This window comes from Clostridium lentum (genome assembly GCF_014287815.1).
GTDB classification, from domain to species: domain Bacteria; phylum Bacillota; class Clostridia; order Clostridiales; family Clostridiaceae; genus Clostridium; species Clostridium lentum.
The window spans coordinates 17,262-34,454 of sequence record NZ_JACOOQ010000009.1; the positions used below are offsets into that span (position 1 = coordinate 17,262).

Genomic DNA, 17,193 nt, shown 5'->3' on the forward strand with positions numbered 1-17,193 from the left:
TTAATTAATTCCTTCTAATAAACAATTCTTTTTAATCCACAACAAGACTTCATTTACACCTTCATCCTTTTTTAAATTAGTAAATATAAAAGTCTTTTCCTTTCTAAAGGTTAATGTATCTCTTCTCATAACGTCTAAATCTGCTCCAACATAAGGAGCTAAATCTATTTTATTAATGATAAATAAATCACTCTTTATCATTCCTTGCCCTGCTTTTCTTGGAATCTTTTCTCCTTGTGCCACATCAATTATGTAAATAGAAAAATCCACTAAATCTGGACTAAATGTTGCCGCTAAATTATCTCCACCACTTTCTAAAAAAATAATATCTAAATCATTAAATCTGCTTTTAATTTCTTCTATAGCAGCAAAATTCATTGATGCATCTTCCCTTATTGCTGTATGTGGGCACCCACCTGTCTCTACTCCAATAACTCTATCTTCACTTAACACAGAATTCTTCACTAAAAATTTAGCATCTTCCTTGGTATAAATATCATTAGTAATAACTGCAAATTTATATTCATCTTTTGCTAATCTAGTTATTCTTTCTATTAATAAAGTTTTTCCACTTCCAACAGGACCTCCTACCCCTATTATTACTGGTTTTTTCATATATCTCACCCTTTACCATATAACTAATTTTAATTTTCTTTTTTGATTTTAAGACATAAATAATCTAAACTCTAGTATTTCATGATTTATCTGAGCTAATTCAATACCTGGAATACTTGCACCAAAAAAACTATAATCTAAGTTTTTAATTTTTTTATATAAAACTTTAAAACTCTCACTGCATTTTTTTAGAATTATCTGACCATCTTTTTGTCCTAATGGTATAGCTCTGACACCATTTTGAATAAGTGTTGAAATTGTACTATACATATGAAAAACTATAGCTTCCTCTTCATTAAAATTTAAAGAATACATAAGTAATCCAAACACTATAGCTGGATGACCAAAAGCCTTCTTTCCATTTATTTTTTCTTCATACTCTTTTAAAATGTCACTATCATATAAATCAAGAAATAATTTAATCATTCTGCTGGCTATAAGCTTTGATCCATTTCTAGTTTCTTTAGCTATGGTTTGAACTGTAAGCATTCTATCAAGTTCTAAAATTTTTTCCCATTCATTCTTATTCAAATATTCATACAACATCCTAATTGCCAATCCATCACTATAAATAAATACATTGTTTAAAAACACATCAAGGTATTCTTTTAAACTTTCTGCATTTGTAATCTTGTTATTTCTCAAATAACTCTCCATACCATATGAATGATTAAAGGAACCTATAGGAAAGTTAGAGTCACATATTTGAATAACACGCAATACATTTATAATATTATCTTCATTACTTTTAGTGTGTGTGTGCAAATTCAACATGTTTAAATGCCTTTTTTAAAATTATATTTTCTCTAGAATAATTAATATTATCCCTTTTTAATTCTTCCTCTACTAACCTATCATATTGAATTATCATTTTATTATCTTCAAATTGTGCTTGAAGATGCCTATTACCTAAAGCGTGTGCTATTACTCCCATTTCAGTTATACTTGAAGGTTTAATAATTAACACATCTTCACTATTAGCTTTCACAACTATAAGTTTCTTATCTTCATTATAAAGAATATCACCATCTTTTAATTTTTCGTTATTATCTAATGTTATTCCATACTCTCTGTTATGGTCTGAAGTTACTCTTAAAATTCTTTTAAGCATATCTTCACTATTTAAATATATTGTTTCAACATGATATCCATTTAAATCATCTATTTCATTAATATTTCCTATTATCTCATGAAAAATCATTTCTCAATCCCTCCTATAAGATTTAAAAATTATATTAAATTTATTTTTAAACTTAGAATAAGAAGTATCTTTGTGCCAATGGTAATTCTTTTGCTGGTTCACAAGTTATTAACTCTCCATCTACAGTGACATCATAAGTTTCTGGATCAACACCAAGCTTTGGAGTTGCATTATTTAATTTCATATCTTTCTTTGTTAAATTTCTTATTCCGCCTACTGGTAATACTAACTTTTGTAATCCTAATTCTTCTTTTATGCCATGCTCATATGCGTATTTAGAAACAAAAGTTGCAGAAGTTGGATATTTTGCTTTTCCATATGCAGCAAAACAATCTCTATAAAATTCTGGCTGACACGTTGGAATAGATGCATTTGCTTCTCCTATTATTGATTTATTTACCATACCACCTTTAATTACCAGATGTGGTTTTACACCAAAGAATTGTGTATCCCAAAGTACTAAATCTGCCATTTTCCCTACTTCTATGGAACCTACATATTGTGATATTCCTTGTGCTAATGCTGGATTTATTGTATATTTTGCAATATATCTTCTCACTCTATTGTTATCATTTTCTTCAGAGTCACCTTCTAATATTCCTCTTTGCTTCTTCATCTTACTTGCAGTTTGCCATGTTCTAGTGATAACCTCTCCTATTCTTCCCATAGCCATTGTGTCAGAACTCATAATACTAAATACCCCCATATCTTGTAGTATATCTTCTGCTGCAATTGTTTGATGCCTTATTCTAGAATCTGCAAATGCAATATCTTCTGGAACTTTAGGATCTAAATGATGACATACCATCAACATATCTAAATGTTCTGCAATTGTATTTATAGTAAAAGGTTTAGTTGGATTAGTTGATGCTGGTATTACATTAAGTTTAGAAGCCACTTTTAATAAATCAGGTGCATGACCTCCCCCTGCCCCTTCTGTATGATATGTGTGAATTGTTCTTCCTGCAATTGCTTCAATTGTATGTTCTACAAATCCACCTTCATTTAAAGTATCAGTGTGTATTGCAACTTGAACATCATATTTATCTGCTGTTTTTAGAGAGTAATCTATTGCAGATCTTGTTGCTCCCCAGTCTTCATGAACCTTAAGGCCACAAGCACCTGCTTCAATTTGCTCTGCTGTAACCCTTATATTAGCTCCACTACCTTTTCCTAAAAAGCCAAGATTTATTGGAAAGCTTTCTGCAGATTGTAACATACGATGAATATTCCACTTTCCTGGTGTTGAAGTAACAGCATTAGTTCCATCAACAGGACCTGTTCCTCCTCCTATAAGTGTTGTTATTCCACCTTCCAATGCAGCATTAACAACATCTGGACTTATATAATGTACATGAGTATCTATCCCCCCTGCAGTTATTATCCTCCCTTCTCCAGCCAATGCTTCTGTACTTGGTGCTACTATAAAATCCACATCATCCATAGTATACGGATTACCACCTTTGCCAATAGCTAAAATCTTTCCATCACGAATACCAATATCAGCTTTATATATTCCTGTATAATCTACAACAGTAGCTCCTGTAATGATAAGGTCTGCAACCATAGGATTTTCTCTGCTTTCAATTGCATTTTGTCCCATTCCATCTCTTAAAACCTTACCACCTCCAAATTTACACTCATCACCATATCCTGTATAATCTTTTTCAATTTCAATAATTAAATCTGTATCTCCTAACCTTATTTTATCTCCCTTTGTTGGTCCAAATAATTCTAAATAACGATGTCTATCAATTTCAAAACTCATTATTCTTTTACTCTCCTTCCATCTAAGTATCCGTCAACTAAATTACGCAAACCGTAAACTCTTCTAACTCCACCAATATCTATTAAATTTATTTCTTTTTTATCTCCAGGTTCAAATCTAACTGCAGTACCAGATGGAATGTCTAATCTCTTTCCATAAGCTTTTTCTCTATCAAACTTTAAGTAATCATTTACTTCGTAAAAATGATAGTGAGAACCTATTTGTATAGGTCTATCACCGGTATTTATCACCCCAAGTTTTATTGCTTCTTTTCCTTTGTTATATTCTATAGTTCCTTCTTTTATAATAAATTCTCCAGGTATCAATTATGTCTATCTCCTTTCTTAACGTATTGGATCATGTACTGTAACTAATTTAGTCCCATCTGGAAATGTTGCTTCAACTTGAACTGTATGAATCATTTCAGGTATACCTTCCATTACATCGCTTTTACTTAAAATTTTTGTACCATAGTCCATTAAATCTTTTACTTCTCTACCTTCTCTAGCACCCTCTAAAAGCTCATTAGTAATTAGCGCTACAGATTCAGGATAATTTAGCTTTAAGCCTTTCTCTTTTCTTCTCCTTGCAACATCTGCAGCAACAACAATCATAAGTTTTTCTCTTTCTCTGTCTGTTAAATGCACTTGTTTTTTCCTCCCTTTTCATATTACCTTATTAAATATTATGTATTATTTGTAATTTTCTAATTAAGATACATAAATTTAAAAATTAGCATAAAAAAATAAAAAACGTTAAATATATTTATACAAGATTTCACTTACTAAGTACATTTAACATTTTTTAATGAATTTATTAATTATATTTTTATAAATAAGTTTATATCCCATAAAACAACTGAAAAAAACCATATTTATAATATTACATCCTAAAGAATATCTTCTTTTTTTCTTATTTTATTAATAAAAAAATAAATTTACTTACCAATGTATTTTAGATTACCTTGTGTCTATAAAATAAACCCACAAAAATCATGATTTTTGTGGGTTTCATGTATAGAAGTGATATAATACTCACATTTAAATATTGCTATCTTGGAATACACATTGGTCTATTAGTAATAGGATCAGGAATTACTATACTATCTATACCAAATACATCTTTTAACATTGTTTCATTAAATATATCATGTACTTTACCTTTTGAATATATCTTACCATTTTTCATACAAACAAGATTATCTGCATATCTAGCAGCTTGATTCAATTCATGTATTACTATAACTATTGTTTTTTTAGTCTTTTTATTTAAATCTTTTAGTAACTCTAAAATTTCTATTTGATATGCTAAATCTAAATAAGTTGTAGGTTCATCTAATAACAATATATCTGTATCTTGAGTTAATGACATTGCAATCCATGCACGTTGTCTTTGTCCACCAGATAATGAATCTAATTTCCTATCTTCAAATTCCTTAAGTCCAGTTACCTCAATAGCCCAATTTACTATTTCTTCATCTTCTTTTGATCTTCCTCCAAATAAACTTTTATATGGATTTCTTCCAAAATAACAAAGTTCCTTTACTGTTATACCTTCTGGTGCTATTGGTCCCTGCGGTAAAATTGCTAACTTTTTAGCTAATTCTTTAGGTTTATAATCATGTATTGATTTTCCTTCTAAAAATACATTTCCTTCCTTAGGAATTAATAGTCTACTCATTCCACTAAGTAAAGTAGATTTTCCACAACCATTTGCTCCAATTAAAATGGTAATTTCACCTTTTGAAATAGATATATCAATGTTATTAACTATTATTTTGTCCTCATATCCTAAAACTAAGTTTTTTATATCTAAGCTCATTATAATTACTACCTTTCTAATTAGATTTTTTTCTTAATAACAAATATAAGAAATAAGGTGCTCCTATTATAGCTGTTACTATTCCTACTGGAATTTCACTTGGTGCAATTATAGTTCTTCCTATAATATCTGCTGTAATTAAAAGTATTGCTCCAATTAAACCACTTAATGGAATAACTAAAATATGTTTATATCCAACTAAATTTTTTGCTATATGTGGTGCTACAAGTCCTACAAATCCTATAGTTCCACTTACACTTACACTACTAGTTGTAAGTATTATTCCTATTAATAATAAGCCAACTTTTAATAAACTTACCTTTTCACCCAAATTAATAGCTATATTATCACCTAATGATAATATATCTACTTTATGTGCTAATACTATAGCTAATGGAATAAATATTACTACATAAGGTGTTAGTACTTTTACTTCATTCCAATATCTTCCCCATACACTTCCTGTTAACCATAAAAGAATAGTTTGTATATTTTCTGAATTGCTTATATTTAAGTATTGTATTCCTGCATCAAATAATGCACTTATAGCTATTCCCATTATTACTATACTAGTATTTTTGAAATTTGTTTTTTTAGTTAGTATATAAATAATAGTTCCTGCTAAAAGCCCTCCAACCATAGCCCATAAGGATATAGGTTCTTTTAAACCTAGACTTATTGCCATACAAGCAAAAAAGCCTGCTCCTTTTCCTATCCCAAGTACATCAGTAGATGCAAGTGCATTTCTAAGTACACCTTGAAAAATAGCCCCTGCTACAGCTAAACTCATACCTACCATTATACATATTAATAATCTAGGTATTCTATACTCAAAAATAATGAAAGAGTATTTTGAAGTTGAATTATTAAATATTGCATTAAATACATCTGTTATATTTAATATCTTACTTCCAAAGAGTAAGCTTATAAAAGATACAAGCACTAACATTATTATATTTATAGTAAATATTAATGTATTTTTACTTTTCACTTACTCCACCTCTTTTCATTTCTTTATTAGCTAGTATTATATAAAAAACTGCTCCCATAAAAGCTGTTACTATTCCTACTGGTGATTCATAAGGATACTTTAAAATTTTAGATATTATATCTGATAATAAAAGCAAATTGGCTCCATATATACCGCATAATATAAAACTTTCTCTAAAATTTCTTGCTCCTAGCTTAATTACTATATGAGGAGTTATTAATCCTATAAATGATATTGGTCCTGCTATTGCTACAGAAGAACTTGATAGTAAAATTACTACTATAGTTGCTATACTTTTTATTACTTTAATATTTTCTCCTAAGCTAATTGCTATGGCATCCCCCATTTTTAATGTATCCATTGAATTTGATATTTTAATTATTAAAAGTATTGATATAATAAAACATGGTAATAACTCCACTATATGTGTAATTTGAGCATGATGAACTCCTCCAATCATCCAAAACAGTAAATCTGATGTTTTACTATCATTAAATAGCATTATAAATTTTGTTATGGAGCTTAAAAATAACTGTATACTTATTCCTACTAATGTTACTTTTAATGGTGATAAATTTCTAATTCTCCCTATTGTTTGAACAGTTACCCCTACAAATCCTGCTCCCAAAAAAGATGCTAATATTTTTGTTTTATATCCTAATGCAGGAAAAAATACCATTACTATAACTACTGATAAAGTAGCTCCTGCATTTATTCCTAAAACTTGAGATGATGCAAGTGGATTTCTAGTTAAGTTTTGCATAATTAATCCAGAAATAGCCATAGATGCTCCAACTAATATACATAATAATACACGTGGAAGTCTAATAGTTGTTATTATTAAATCCTCTTTACTTCCACTATAATCAAAAATAGCACTTATAATATCCTTAAAGCCTATATCACTCATTCCTATTAAAATGTCTATTAATAAAAATACCCCTATTGCTAATATACCTATAGTTGAAAATATTAAAAATTTATTTTTATTTATAGACTTCACTTGCATCACCATCCTATCATTTAATTATTATCTAATAGCCATTGTGACATTTCTTTAGTTAATGTATTTATTGATATAAATCCTCTATATTGTGTCCAAGGACCTCTTGCTATCGTTGTATATACATCTCCATTTTGTATCGCTTTTAATGATTTATATAATTCTGTATCTTTCCATTCTTTGTATATAGTTTTATCTATATCTTCTCTCATATATACCATTATATCTGGATTGATTTCTACCAATTGTTCTAAAGATAATGATACTTCTTTATCATTATTTTCAATTGCATTAACAAATCCTGCTTTTTCCAAAACTTGTCCTACAAATGAAGTTGAAGTATGTGCTGTGTATTCATCATTTTTAGGTGATACTGTTAATATTTTTTTATCTCCTAATTTTTCTTGTGCTTTTGCTTTAACATCTGATAATAATTTTTCTGTTTCTTCTATCTTAGTCTTTGCTTTATCTTCTTTTCCAACTATTTTTGCTATAGTTTCAAAGTTCTTTATGTATTCATCATAGCTTGATCCAATACTATCTAATACTATTGTTGGTGCTATTTTGCTTAAATCTTCATATATTTTGCTATGTCTAGTTGTATCTGCTATTATTAAATCTAAATCTAATGTACTTAGTTCTTCTAAATTTGGTTCTTTACGATTTCCAACTGATACGTATTCTATTGATTCTCCATTTGTTATATCTGTTACTTTAGTTTGCTCTCCATCGTCAGCTATAGCTACTGGATTTACTCCTAAGTTATAAAGTGAATCTAAAAATGATAATTCTAATACTGCTACTTTTTTAGAAGTATCATTTAAAGTTGTAGTTCCTAATTTATGTTCTACTACTATTTGATTTTCGCTTTTTACTTTTTCTTCATTTGTTTGTGTTCCACACCCTATAAGTGCTACACTTCCTATTATCATGCTCATTAATACTGATTTTTTTATTAATTTATTTAGTATCATATCTGATATTCCCCCTTCTTTTTTTATTGATTTTTATTATCACTTGAATTATATTATCATTTTCGCCTTATTTCGTCAATATTTTCATATTTATATTATATTTTTTATTGATAAATTATAATATAAAGTATAAAAAGAATTAAATAGTACAAAAATGTCTTGTGCTACTTTGGTCTTATGTCAATATTTTGGACACAAAAAGTCAAAAAGTAAAAAATTTAAAAATGATATTAGTAAGAGAGACGATATGACTTATAATGCTGAGGATGATTATTACATATGTGCATATGGAATATTATTATTCACATATTCATTTTTCTTCTGTTTTACTTTAACATCTCCTGCCAACCCTACAGTTTCTAAACTATAAAGTGCTGCAAAAGACATTACACCCCCTACTCCAGCACCATTTGCATAAAAATGCACACCCCCTAGTAAAAATTCAACTAAGAGATGTGCATAAACACTGAAAAAGCCTAAAAACAGTCAAAGTGCATATTAAAAATAATTAATTTTACTATTCTATATATTATTATCTATTATCAAGCATAAACATAAATTGTGATGTATAATTATCAACTTCATCTTCATATACTAAAGTAATTGTATATATATATGAGTCAAAATTTGTAGTATCTATTGTTACAACTCCATTTTCATCTACACAATCTTTTATATCTAAAGTAGTATATTCATGTGTTTTATTATGCTTCACTATTACTGATTTTGGTAATAATTTTTCACCATTTCTATTTATAACATCCAAGTTTACAATTGCTTTATTATCTTTTGAATAAATACTCCCTGGCATTAATCCACCTAAAACATTTGCTTTTAAATCTTTTAATTTTTTAAGATTTTTAAGTGGTGATAAATCTCTTATTTCATTATAGTCTATATCTAATGATTCTAAGTTTATGGCATGTTGTAACCCTTCTAAACTTTCTACTTGTGATACTTTTAGTGAAGTAAGTTTTCTCATTTGTCCAACTGTTATTTCACCTGATATTCCAAGTTCTTTTTGTATACTAGCTTTTAAAAATTCATCTTTTATTTGCACTGTTTCATTTAAATTAACTTCTACTAATGAATCCATAGCTTCTTTTAATTTTTCAATAGCTTTGTCTATTGTTTCTTGATTAGCTGAACTTAAAGCTTCTTTACCAACATTTATTGCATTTTCTAATCTTTCAATAGATTCTTGAGTATAATTATTTAAATTTATATTTTCAGCTTTTGTTAAAACTTCTTCTAATTTAGCTGTATTAAATTTTGCTATATTTCTAAATCTTGCCTCTGCCCAGTCTGCATGATCCCAAGTAATACCATTAGTTGCTGAATCTACTACTAATTTAACTTCATTAGAGTTTCTAACATCTACCATTAAACGTTGTTTTGGTGAATTTGATTTCATAACATCAGTTTCTGCTTTTAATTTACCATCTACATAAACCTTAAATATAACACTTGATGCACTTTGATTTGATACAAATTCATCAAGACCTACCCAAGTATCAAATATATCATATCCTGTTGAATCATATACTATTTCTGAATAAGAATGAGTTCCTATACCCTTTTTAAAAGTATCATAAGTTCCATTTTCATTTAAAAGTTTTATAGGTTGTTGTCTTACTGATTTATCTTTACCTATAGCCCCTGAACCTATTATTGCTGATTTCCATTCTAAATCAGATACATAAGTTTCTTCATCTGTAATTGCTACTTTTCTTGTAAATTCAGTTGTTAAGTTATCACTGTCTGTTACAGAATATACAACATCAAATATTCCAACTTTTCCTTTTTCATAATCTGTTTTTACATTTATTTTAGAAGTTAAGTTTCCATCTTCATAATCAGTTGCTGTTATTCCTTGAAGTAAATCTACTTCCTCATTTACATTAAATACTGCTAAATCTTTACCTTCTATTACTGGTTTTGAATAATTTTTATATAATTTAGTATCTGCCCAAGATGCAAAATCTCCTACTAAGTTTCCATCTACATCATCAGCAATTAAAGTAAGTTCTTTAACTCCTGTAACATCTAATCTTACATATTCTGCAGGAGTATTTGTTTTTATTACATCAGAAGTATAAACTTCTTTTCCATCAGCAAGTATTCTAAATCTTATTGTTGTACTTCCTAAGTTATAGTTTTTATCTGTTCCCACATATGTTGTAAAATAGTTGTAATTTCCATCTAAATTATATACTATTTTAGCATTTGTTGCAGCACCAATACCTTTATCAAAAGTTTTAACAGTTCCATCTACGTTAAGTTTAATCTTATTAGTTGAGCCAACTGCCATATCTTTAACAACACTTCTCCATCCAGTTGTAGCTGACTCCCAATTCATATCTGATAAATATTTGCTTTGACCATAAACTACTATTGTTCTTTCCTTTGTAGTTATATTTGAATCACTATCAGTTACTGTGTATGTTACTTTGTATGTTCCTACTTTGTTTGGTGAAAATCCACCATCATTTACTACTATATTTGAAGTTATGTTGCCATCTTCTTGATCACTTGCAACTACTCCATCCATTAAATTTAATTCAGTATTTTTCTCAATCATTGTAAATTCTTCAAATGTTAAAGTTGGGAATTTAGCTTTTATTATTTTTTCAGCGTTATCCAATTCAACTTTGAATAATTCATATGCTGGATGATTTTTAACCTCTTCTCTTAAAGCTTCTAATTTTTCTAAAGTATTATAGCTTTGTGCTACTTCTGTTTTGTTTTCATCTGTAAATAAACCAGCCATTTTATCTGCTAATTTATCTTCTTTATAAAATGCCACTTCACCGAAACTTGCCCATTCTCCACTTGCTTTTACAAATTTAAACTTCACTCTTCTTGCATTTACTTTGCTCATATTAAATTCAACAGTATCGCTTATTGCTCCAGAATATGAGCCTTGTCCTGCTAAATAGAAATCATCTCCTGATTCACTTTCTGATACATATATTTCAAATTCAGTAGCAAAACCTTTGTTATTTCCGTCACGTCTTGATGCATATGCCATCTTGCTTATTTCTTGAACTTCACCTAAATCAAATGTTACTTCATTTTTAAATGAACTATTATTTGGAGAGTTTGTCTCCCAATGAGTATTTATTTTTCCATCTATTGCATTGCCTATTACACTGTTTCCGTAATTTCCTGCATTATTTTTTGCAGATACTATAGGTAATTTAAACTCTTCGTTATATCCATCTAAATTTGAGAACTGCCCATACTTAGATTTTGTAACTGTATAATCTTCAGATACTGTAACATATATTTTTTTACTTGTTACATTGTTATCTTTATCAGTTACTTTATATACAACTTCAAATTTTCCTATTTTATCTTTTTCAAAATTATTTGATTCAATTTCAATTTTTGATGTTAAATTTCCATCTTCCACATCAATTGCTTCAACACCTTCTCTTGGATTGAAATCTTGTCCAAGTTTTAAGTTTTTATTTTCTGCTATAATTTTTGGTTTAGCATTATTTGTAGTTAATTTTGGATTAGCTATTAGTCCATGGTCTGCTGTATTTCCATTTTCAGCATCAGAAACTTCAATTACAAGCTCTTTAACACCTGATACAGGAACATTTACATAAGCCATGTTGTCATAATATCCTAAAACATCTGTAGATGCTAAAACTTTACCATCTGCTATTATTTTAAATTTGATACTTGAATTATTATTTGGTTGTATTGATGATTGATCAACTCCAAGTAATGCCTCAAATGTATCATATTCTTTATCTGATAAATCATAAGTTATCTTACCATTAGCATGTATTCCAAAACCTTTTTCAAATGTTTTTATATTTCCATTTACTCTACCTTGTATATTAGAGTTTCTTCTTGGAGTCCCCCATGCTGTTGATACAGATTTCCACTCAAAATCTGATAAATAATCATAGTCACTTACTACTTTTACATTTAATATTTTATTAAAAGTTACATCATTATCTTCTACTGTATATTTAACTTGATAGTTTCCATGCTTAGTAGTATCTACATTACTTTCAAATTTAACTTTTGATGTTATGTCACTTCCTAAGTGAGTAAATCCTTTAACATAATCCATAGCATTAAATTCTTCATTTAAATTTAATGTTATAGTTTCTTGTTGAATACTGATGCTTGGTGTTAATGAATTTATTTGTACTTTATCACCTGTTGATAAATTTTTTGCATAAGGTATTACTTCATAATTTATATTTTCATTTGCATTAGTTACTTCTGAATCTATATAAGTTCCAGATGTAGTAAACCCTATCACTTTTCCATTTTTCACTATTTCATAACCAAGGAAATCATCTTTTACTTCACTAGCAATACTCATGCTTAGTTTTATTCCAGAATTTGATTTTGATAATGAAACTTCTAAAGAAGTATCTTTGTTTTCAAATCCATTTCCTTCATAGTTCATAGCACTAGTATTTAAATACCATATTTTTTGTCCTACATTTGAATATTTCTCTTTTAATCTATTTTTACATTCATCTGATAATTTAAATCCATATTTGTCAAAATAATTACTTAGATTCATACCTATAATTTCTGATGAATATTCAGCAAATAAATCTTGCTTTTCTTGTGTAGTGCTAGGATTAGGTTTTCTCTTTCTATATAATGCTTCTAACTCTGGCCAATAAGTATTTTTCTTTATTTGTATTTGCCAAAACATTCCTAGTTTTTCAGAATAATCTAATTCTTCGTACGTTTTTAATGATTTCTCTGGTGCTAAATACTCATATAATTTATCATATTGTACTCTATCATTTAATCCATTTTTTATATAAGCATTATTTGCCCACATATTATTAGTAACTTCGCCCCACTCTCTTGCCTTTATATCCATTTGGTGTCCGGCTTCATGAAGCATTCCCCAAAGTACACTGTTTATACTACTTTCATCAGTTCTTAATACAATTTCTTGTATATGTCTTTGAATACCTATATGATCAGTATATGCATAAGCTGCACCATAAGGTTGCATTAACCTTACTGCTGTTCTAACATTTGTAGAATCATTATTTGGATCGCTAGTATCATCTTTTAATCCAGCAAAATCAAATGCTTCTTGGAATTTCTTATTCCAAACATCTACACTTTCTTCAACATCTACGTTTTCATTTACATATACTTGATATGCTGCTTTTGCAGTTCCTGTGTATAATACTCTTTTTGTACTGAATTCATATATATCAACTGTATTTTCAGGATCTTTATCTAGCTTTTCTTTATATTCTTTTAATAATTTTAAGAATTTTTCTTTATCATCTCCTGGTTTGAATGATGGGAAGAATTCTCCACCTTCTATACGTACAACTGGGGCTTTTCCTTGTTGTTCAGGTGTATATTTGTTTATTAAATATACTGCTCCACCCTTTGTAGATTTCATACTCCATGAGTCACTATATATTTCAGGTACTGTTATAACATTCATACCCTTTTGTAATTGATACTCTTTTTTCCAGTAACCAAATCTACCTTCTTGCTGAGTAAATGCAATTGTTGGAAGTGGTGCCCCATCTTCTGCATCAACAAAAACTCTAAATACTTGTCCTGGTTTTGCCACTATACCTGTAGATTGTAAGTCTGTACCAAAAGTAGACATTTTTAATTGATTTCTTGCTTTTGAATGTGTATCACCATATTGCGTTAGTGTAAAAGTTCTATCTGAGTAATCTTTATCACCTTTTAAAATTTCTTTTGCTAAATCTATAGAATATACTAATTGTTCTTTTAAAGGATGATTATTAAGTTCCGCTTCTAAATTATTTATTACATCTATATTGTTATATTCATCTTTTAACTTTGTCATTGTACCATCTGTAAAAATATTATTTATTATTTCAGATAGTGTATCCTTTTTATAAAGCATAAACTCTGAGGCAGATGCCCAATTTTGATTAGCTTTTTTGAATTTAAACTTTACTCTTTTAAATTCTGTTTCTTCAAATTTTATTTCTACTATATCTCTAGTAGAATCTGTATATTTTCCTTGGCTTACTAAAGTGAAATCATCTCCATTGTCTGTAAGTGAAGAGTATATTTCAAATTCTTCAGCAAAACCTTTACCTTTGGCACCATCTTGTCTTGCACCATATACTATTCTATTTAATTTCGTTACTTCATCTAGTGTAAGTATTACTTCATTTTCAAAGGTTTCACTGTTAACTTTTCCTGTTTCCCAATGAGTACTAAAGTTTCCATCAATAGCTTTATATATGTTTGATGATGAATATTGTCCTCCGTTATTAGCTATTGAAATTATTTTAGAATTATCTAATTTAAAAGCTTTATTATACTCTTCTAAATAACTACTATTAAGTAAATCAAACTTACTTACTTTAGCTTGATTTAATTGTATATTCCCATTTTCTTCATTTGATATACTTCTAGATAATTTGATGTCTTCTTTTATCTCACTAGCAAAAACATCTATAGTTTGTGCTGAAAAGTTAAAAGTGGTTGCTAACATAATTAAGGCTGATAGTTTTCTTCTGTGCATATTTCTCCCCCAAAGTAATTTATTGTTTCATAAGTACATTAAGTTGATATAAAAAAGCTACTCTAAAGAGTTTACCTATTATTTTTACACGTCATTCTACCATTATATACATATTTGGTCAATATTTTGATAATCCAACTAATTATTAATCTCTATACAGTGGGAGTGTTTTTATACACCTAAAACTTATTTGATCTGCCATGATATTTACGCCCTTCCATTCACATAATTGCCTTAAAATTTTTCCTATTTCCGCTTTTTGTTCTCCATATATTTCTTTTCTCCTAAATTTAAGTGCAAACACTAAATGATACTTACAATTCCATTTAGTATGTGCTAAACTATTAGTATCCATATTATTATATTGTCCCTCCTTTTGTTATTTAAATCTGGCCGACGAACCTTAAAGTATTAACAAAAGGAGTTTTTTTAACATACTGAATACTAAAGCTTTTCTAAACAACCTTTCATAGCAAGGTGTTTTCTTTATACAAGAAATAAGCCGTGAAAAATTTTCACGGCTTATTGTTGTGGAGGCGAATCACTACCTTTAAAATCCACCTATATGATTTATTTAAATCTCTTCATCCTCTTCCTCTTCTTCTGATGCAAATTCTAATGAATCTAACTCTTCTTGTACTCGCTCTTTAATCTCTTCACCAATAGTTCTTAGAAAATCTAGTTTCAGTTCCACAGACCACAGGCTATCAGCTATATTTTTATTGTAAGCATCTAGTACCATAGGCAAGAGCGCATTTATTGTATATAATGCCAAAATATTACTTTTTTCTTGACCAGTATATACACTAAAATTCCCAAAATAATCATCTTCATAAAGCTTTATAGTATTATCTTCATTTATCTCTATAACCACTATATTCCCATTATGTTGAAATTCTGGTCTTAGTGATTTTAATTTTTCAGAGCTAAATATAACTGCTAATGTCCCTAATACAGCTAGTACTCTTCTTCCATTTCCTCTACAATCATTGTTCCCATTACTTCCAAGATAGCCATATAAACCACTAATATTAACATTAATATTATTATATAAATCAGTATTTGGATAATCTCTTAATCTCTTTAATAACCAATAAAGGAAATCTTCTTTTATATTAAATGATGATTCCATAACATCCTTTAACTCTTCAGAATCAAAGGCATGTTTAAATATTCTTGATACTGTTGTCGGCGCACTAAATGTTATAATAGATATACTTCCATGCTCTTCAAATGCAATCATATTACTCTGATAAACATTTACTCTTTCTTTTCTATCTTTTAAAAGCCCCTGAGAATCATGCCAACTCTTTGCCCTTCTAGCTCTTTCAATATATATATTAAAAGAAATATATCTATATTCGTTATTTTCAATTTTAATATTTCTGTCTAAAATTTCAGTGTTTCCTTCAATATTAGAAGTAACAGAATATCTAGGAGGTTCACCCTGCCAATTATCAACTTCCAAGGTTCTATTTATTTTTACTAGACACTCTTTAAATTTATCTAACGTATCTATACCTTCAATTTTCCACTTTTTTAATGTTAAATTCACTCTCTATCTCCCCTAATTTATATATTTCTACCCCTTATATCATGATTATCTAATACTATATCCATAAATAAAAATTTCATAAATATAAAGATTAATTTATTAATTATATTTACTTTACTCCCTATAGAGAAATCTGTCTGAATTGATTTATTTATTAAATATTCAGATTCAGCAGTTACTTCTAATAATAAGTACATCTCCTTACTACTCTCTTTAATATCTAAAGCTCTTTCTAAATTTAAAGCTATGTACATGGGTCTATTCATATCCTCTAGAGAATCGCAATTAAAATCTCTCTTATTTTTCACTTGATAATTAATATTTTCCGGAATATATATCTCTATTACACTGCCACCTAAAATCTTTATTAATTTCTTTATCCAATTCCATTTATAATCTACTTGAACTTTTATTTCAACAATCTTTGTTTTTTCTCTATTAATAGGTATAAATAACTGTGGAGTCCTATCTCTATTTGAGATATTAACAGTTACTTTAATTAAATTTAATCCCTTCAATATTATTACATTCAAAATCAGATTTAATATTGCTGTATCTACTGCTATTTTTGCACTTGTAGAACTAATATTTTGTATAATATCTGGATTTAAAATACCGTCAATACATGGTAATATAATATCATTAAGTATACTATGACCTGAAAAATAAACAATTAAAATTATTATAGGGGATACTACAATATTAAGCCACTGTATTATTTTTCTCTTCACAGTTTATC

At 28.3% G+C, this 17,193-nt stretch carries 14 protein-coding genes and 1 pseudogene; all 15 read right to left on the reverse strand.

Annotated features, from left to right (window positions below; all coding sequences use genetic code 11):
- The gene (gene ureG / locus H8R92_RS06475) at window positions 1–615 is read right to left on the reverse strand and encodes an urease accessory protein UreG (protein WP_186835021.1); all 615 of its coding nucleotides are present in this window, start codon (window positions 613–615) and stop codon (window positions 1–3) included.
- Between the two features lie 48 nt (window positions 616–663).
- Window positions 664–1,260, reverse strand: a complete 597-nt coding sequence (locus H8R92_RS06480; protein ID WP_243166622.1) for an urease accessory protein UreF — start codon at window positions 1,258–1,260, stop codon at window positions 664–666.
- Between the two features lie 103 nt (window positions 1,261–1,363).
- The gene (locus H8R92_RS06485; protein ID WP_186835023.1) at window positions 1,364–1,816 is read right to left on the reverse strand and encodes an urease accessory protein UreE; all 453 of its coding nucleotides are present in this window, start codon (window positions 1,814–1,816) and stop codon (window positions 1,364–1,366) included.
- A 52-nt stretch (window positions 1,817–1,868) separates the two neighbouring features.
- Window positions 1,869–3,584 carry an urease subunit alpha gene (gene ureC, locus H8R92_RS06490; protein WP_186835024.1) on the reverse strand — a complete coding sequence of 572 codons (1,716 nt, stop codon included), beginning with the start codon at window positions 3,582–3,584 and terminating at the stop codon, window positions 1,869–1,871.
- A complete protein-coding gene (gene ureB / locus H8R92_RS06495; protein WP_186835025.1) occupies window positions 3,584–3,910 on the reverse strand; it encodes an urease subunit beta in 327 nt (108 codons plus the stop codon). The genes ureC and ureB overlap by 1 nt, the downstream gene beginning before the upstream one ends.
- Window positions 3,911–3,928: 18 nt before the next feature.
- On the reverse strand, window positions 3,929–4,231 hold the full coding sequence (locus H8R92_RS06500; RefSeq protein WP_022168255.1) for an urease subunit gamma: 303 nt from the start codon (window positions 4,229–4,231) through the stop codon (window positions 3,929–3,931).
- A 403-nt stretch (window positions 4,232–4,634) separates the two neighbouring features.
- Window positions 4,635–5,408, reverse strand: a complete 774-nt coding sequence (locus H8R92_RS06505) for an ABC transporter ATP-binding protein (protein ID WP_291663589.1) — start codon at window positions 5,406–5,408, stop codon at window positions 4,635–4,637.
- Window positions 5,409–5,421: 13 nt separating this feature from the next.
- Window positions 5,422–6,396, reverse strand: a complete 975-nt coding sequence (locus H8R92_RS06510; RefSeq protein WP_022168252.1) for a FecCD family ABC transporter permease — start codon at window positions 6,394–6,396, stop codon at window positions 5,422–5,424.
- The gene (locus tag H8R92_RS06515; protein ID WP_186835026.1) at window positions 6,386–7,399 is read right to left on the reverse strand and encodes a FecCD family ABC transporter permease; all 1,014 of its coding nucleotides are present in this window, start codon (window positions 7,397–7,399) and stop codon (window positions 6,386–6,388) included. Before H8R92_RS06515 ends, H8R92_RS06510 begins: the two co-directional genes overlap by 11 nt.
- Before the next feature lie 20 nt (window positions 7,400–7,419).
- Window positions 7,420–8,373 (reverse strand): ABC transporter substrate-binding protein, encoded by a 954-nt coding sequence (locus H8R92_RS06520; RefSeq protein ID WP_022168250.1) that lies wholly within the window; start codon window positions 8,371–8,373, stop codon window positions 7,420–7,422.
- 273 nt (window positions 8,374–8,646) lie between these two features.
- Window positions 8,647–8,799: a hypothetical protein gene (locus tag H8R92_RS06525; protein ID WP_186835027.1), complete on the reverse strand. Its 153-nt coding sequence runs from the start codon at window positions 8,797–8,799 to the stop codon at window positions 8,647–8,649.
- Between the two features lie 106 nt (window positions 8,800–8,905).
- Complete coding sequence (locus H8R92_RS06530) at window positions 8,906–14,899, reverse strand: NPCBM/NEW2 domain-containing protein (protein WP_186835028.1); 5,994 nt, start codon at window positions 14,897–14,899, stop codon at window positions 8,906–8,908.
- Window positions 14,900–15,098: 199 nt separating this feature from the next.
- Window positions 15,099–15,254: pseudogene (locus H8R92_RS06535) on the reverse strand (transposase); the annotation flags it as partial.
- Between the two features lie 219 nt (window positions 15,255–15,473).
- Window positions 15,474–16,454, reverse strand: coding sequence for a hypothetical protein (locus tag H8R92_RS06540; RefSeq protein ID WP_186835029.1), 981 nt, complete (start codon window positions 16,452–16,454; stop codon window positions 15,474–15,476).
- A 17-nt stretch (window positions 16,455–16,471) separates the two neighbouring features.
- Window positions 16,472–17,185: a hypothetical protein gene (locus H8R92_RS06545; RefSeq protein WP_186835030.1), complete on the reverse strand. Its 714-nt coding sequence runs from the start codon at window positions 17,183–17,185 to the stop codon at window positions 16,472–16,474.
- Window positions 17,186–17,193 lie beyond the last annotated feature (8 nt).

What these genes read in the sequence shown, in the direction of transcription:
- H8R92_RS06520 (WP_022168250.1), bottom strand. Translation starts at nt 8,373, where the DNA reads ATGATACTAAATAAATTAATAAAAAAATCAGTATTAATGAGCATGATA.
- ureG (WP_186835021.1), bottom strand. Translation starts at nt 615, where the DNA reads ATGAAAAAACCAGTAATAATAGGGGTAGGAGGTCCTGTTGGAAGTGGA.
- H8R92_RS06530 (WP_186835028.1), bottom strand. Translation starts at nt 14,899, where the DNA reads ATGCACAGAAGAAAACTATCAGCCTTAATTATGTTAGCAACCACTTTT.
- ureC (WP_186835024.1), bottom strand. Translation starts at nt 3,584, where the DNA reads ATGAGTTTTGAAATTGATAGACATCGTTATTTAGAATTATTTGGACCA.
- H8R92_RS06485 (WP_186835023.1), bottom strand. Translation starts at nt 1,816, where the DNA reads ATGATTTTTCATGAGATAATAGGAAATATTAATGAAATAGATGATTTA.